The organism is Gordonibacter sp., assembly GCF_036667095.1.
Lineage (GTDB): Bacteria > Actinomycetota > Coriobacteriia > Coriobacteriales > Eggerthellaceae > Gordonibacter.
Genome location: NZ_JAVWUP010000118.1, coordinates 1 through 1,376, shown reverse-complemented (window position 1 = coordinate 1,376; position 1,376 = coordinate 1). Strand labels below are relative to the sequence as shown.

Genomic DNA, 1,376 nt, shown 5'->3' with positions numbered 1-1,376 from the left:
CTGTCGTCCGGTATCTGTTTTCCGGCAAGGAGCATCCTTCCGTTTCCGATTCGATCGATGGTCTGTGCCGATTGCTGGCTCTACAGGACTCGTCGCCCCAGTCGACGTTCTCGTCGTTTTTTAAGCTACGTTCCCTCATCTTCTCGAATAGCGCAAAGCTGCTCGATGCGGGCGCTTTGCAGTTGATTGATGCCCGGATTGATACGTGCGCGCTTTGCGCGATCGATTGCTACGTGCGATGCCGCGATCAGATCATGCGGTTGCGCATGGATGAGTTGAAAAGGAGCACCGGAATGCTTGAGCGGTACCGAAGCGAATCCAGGGTTGGAGAGAGGGTAGGCTAGCATGAAAATAGCGGTTCCCCTCGTGTCGGTACTGGCGCTCGCGCTCGTCGCGTGGATCTGCACGGCGTACTTGAATTTGTACACGCTCTTCGGGGTCATCATCCCGTATGCGGCGTTTGCGTTGTTCGTCATCGGCTTTGTCGTGCGTATCGTGCGGTGGGGTACCTCGGCGGTTCCCTTCCGTATTCCCACCACGTGCGGGCAGCAGAAGAGCCTTCCTTGGATCAAGCAAGCGAAGACCGACAACCCCTCGTCTTATGCTGGCGTCGTCGGTCGCATGCTTCTTGAGGTGCTGTTCTTCCGGTCTCTGTTCCGGAACAGTAAGGTAGAGAAACGCGACGACAAGCTGGTCATCGGATCGGCCAAATGGCTGTGGCTGGGCGCGCTTGTCTTCCATTGGTCCATGCTCGTCATCGTGCTGCGCCACTTCAGGCTCTTTCTCGATCCGGTTCCGATTTGGGTGCAGGCTTTGGAAGGCGCCGACAGTGCTTTTCAAATCGGCATACCCATCCTGTACCTCACCGACGTGTTCGTCGTCGCGGGCCTGACGTTTCTGTTTCTGCGCCGTGTGGTCGTCCCGCGCATACGCTATCTGTCGCTTTCCGTGGACTACTTCCCGCTGTTCCTGCTGCTGGGCATCGCCGTTTCCGGTATCGTCATGCGCTATGCGTTCCGGGTCGACCTGAACTCGGTCAAGGAGCTGACCATGGGTCTGGTGACGTTCAATCCGGTTGTAGGGGCGGGTATCGAGCCTCTCTTGTTTGTCCATGTGTTTCTGGTCTCGGTACTGCTCGTCTACTTCCCGTGGAGCAAGCTCATGCACTCTGGCGGCGTGTTCTTCAGCCCCACGCGCAACCTTGCCAACAACAATCGGGCACGTCGACACGTGAACCCTTGGAATTATCCGGTGCAGGTGCATACCTACGCCGAGTACGAGGAGGAGTTCGGAGAGAAAATGAAAAAAGTCGGCCTACCTTTGGATGCGGAGTAATCGGTCATGGCCAAGCTACCGGAGAAAAAAGAGATCCTCGA

2 protein-coding genes are annotated in these 1,376 nt (G+C 56.8%); both read left to right on the top strand.

Going from position 1 to position 1,376, the window contains the following annotated elements; translation table 11 throughout:
• The coding region (locus RR842_RS10030) for a hypothetical protein (protein WP_332729655.1) at positions 1-344 on the top strand (344 nt) is incomplete at its 5' end.
• Between the two features lies 1 nt (position 345).
• Positions 346-1,335, top strand: a complete 990-nt coding sequence (gene dsrM / locus RR842_RS10025; protein WP_332729653.1) for a sulfate reduction electron transfer complex DsrMKJOP subunit DsrM — start codon at positions 346-348, stop codon at positions 1,333-1,335.
• Positions 1,336-1,376: the final 41 nt, after the last annotated feature.